This is a genomic window from Mesorhizobium kowhaii (assembly GCF_042431665.1).
In the GTDB taxonomy this organism is placed as follows: Bacteria; Pseudomonadota; Alphaproteobacteria; order Rhizobiales; family Rhizobiaceae; genus Mesorhizobium; species Mesorhizobium kowhaii.
The window spans coordinates 1-1875 of record NZ_JBHLYT010000136.1 but is presented as its reverse complement, the minus strand read 5'-3'; the positions used below and the strand labels follow the sequence as shown (position 1 = coordinate 1875).

At 58.2% G+C, this 1875-nt stretch carries 2 protein-coding genes and 1 pseudogene; 2 read left to right on the top strand and 1 reads right to left on the bottom strand.

Annotation, left to right across the window (positions count from 1 at the left end; all coding sequences use genetic code 11):
* Window positions 1-453 (top strand): Ulp1 family isopeptidase (locus ACFFNA_RS36065; protein WP_378924739.1); only part of this gene is annotated, 453 nt, incomplete at its 5' end.
* Between the two features lie 184 nt (window positions 454-637).
* On the opposite strand, the pseudogene ACFFNA_RS36060 reads toward ACFFNA_RS36065, so the two are convergent.
* A pseudogene (locus tag ACFFNA_RS36060) lies at window positions 638-1020 on the bottom strand (DDE-type integrase/transposase/recombinase); the annotation flags it as partial.
* A 343-nt stretch (window positions 1021-1363) separates the two neighbouring features.
* On the opposite strand from ACFFNA_RS36060, the gene ACFFNA_RS36055 reads away from it, so the two are divergent.
* The gene (locus ACFFNA_RS36055) at window positions 1364-1651 is read left to right on the top strand and encodes a DUF982 domain-containing protein (protein WP_378924737.1); all 288 of its coding nucleotides are present in this window, start codon (window positions 1364-1366) and stop codon (window positions 1649-1651) included.
* Window positions 1652-1875: the final 224 nt, after the last annotated feature.

The window sequence follows — 1875 nt, the reverse complement described above, 5'->3', positions numbered from 1 at the left end:
TTCGTGGATCCTCTGATAGCCTTTCAGCTTAACCACGGCGCCGATAGCGACGCGCTACGCGCATTCCATCGCATTGTCCATGATCGGAATGGTAACGATACAGCCGAGTTCCTGTTCCTGCCAGTGAACAATGCCAGTGCTATTCGCGAAGGCGACCATTGGTCGCTGCTGCTGGTTGATCGCCGCAATCAGGAAAGGCCGGTCGCCTATCACTACGACTCCCTCCGGGGACACAATGATGAACCTGCAGCACGGCTCGCAGCACGGCTGGGCGCCGACCTACAAGACGCCAGCATGGCTCAGCAGAAAAACGGTTATGATTGCGGCGTCTTTGCAGTGGATGGCACACGGGCGCTGGTTAGGCGATTGGCGGGAAGACGGCAAGCAGACCTGCGGAACCTCGACAACCTCGTCGCAGATCGGCGGGCACTGCAAAACCGTCTCAGGGGCTGATTGCGATACGGCTGAGGGGCGCGGCCAACAACCCGGCGCGGTCCCCTCTCGGCCTTCTCTCATAGAGCCTGGCAGAGCGCTTCTCGCCGACGAGGAGCGTAATCAGCGCCCTCGCAGGGTCTTGTTGCAACGGCTGAAGAGGGGCGCAGAGAGGCACTGATGCGAGGTCTATCAGTAGGCAGGATTCGAACTGCTCGGCGATCGAAGCGTTCGGACTGTAGCTGTGCCTCGCCTGTCGTTTGCGCATCATGTGGATCATCTCGATGCCGGATAAAATGGTTGTGGCGGTGGCCGCCGATTTGAAGCCGAGCATCGGCCGGGCGCGGCGCTTGGAGTGCCGATGTCCTGCTCGATCCTTCAAATACTGGCTCCGGCGGATCCAGATCGGCTCCAGGAGCGATCCTGCAAGCGATTTGTGGTCTTGCAGGAAACGATCCCGTCTCGATTGCTCTGGCTACCGTCGATGACGACGCAATCCGGTTGGCCATGAGGCTCCAGCGCCTTTCTGAAGAAGCGTTTGGCCGACGGCAGGTCGCGCTGTTGCGCTGAAATGCATTCGACGCTGTCATGCCCTTGGCGGTCACGCTCCGCTAATCCCAGATCATTCCAACTCGACGCATCATCTTGTACCGACTTCCGACAACACCACCGGGATCGAGCGCCTGGAGATCGGCGTGGTTGGCATGAAATACGGTCTACGGAGGCATTGGCATAAGCGGGAGAGAGAGCGGCCGATGTCGACCAGCATGAAAAAGGCGACTGCTCTCAGTGCGATTGCAGAAAATGTGTTAACAGCGTCCGTCACAAAAGCGTGCGGCAGCCGGGATTCGGGAATTCGGGTCGGACTGTCGAGCCACGCGCGAGACAACGTGCAGTCTTTGGCCTAATGGCGCGAGGTCGGGAGGCACAGATGAACGAGGAGGCTTTCAACAGCCCACTTTTCGTGAAGCGCGCAACTCACATCGTGCAAGAGATTGCCTGTCTAGCCGACGCTGTCGACTTCCTCAATGAATGGCCAGAAGATCGCAGGGACCTAATCCACGAAGCCGCCCTCAGAACGTGCTATGATGCATACGATGGACGAAAACCTGTGAGCGCCGCGCGTAATGCCTTTTTCGGCTTTGCGAAACGGGCCAACATATTGGAGGATGCAACCTCCGCAATGCAGTGGCTCGCTGCTTGCAAGTCGGGCTGTTGATGGCTTTTCAAAAGCGCGTCTAAACGACGACAAGCGTTTGGTGCTTGTGGACGGAACAAAAAGGCGGCCTTTGCAGGCCGCCGAGTGTGGAGGATGTGTGCTTTAGAGCGAGGACGGGGTTTTTTCGATATCGCTGTGATCGGTCGGTGTTCGTTGCTGCTCCTGGATAAGTTCCTGGAGTTGGACGCCGTAGTGAGACCAGATGCTATCGGCGAGATCGTTGA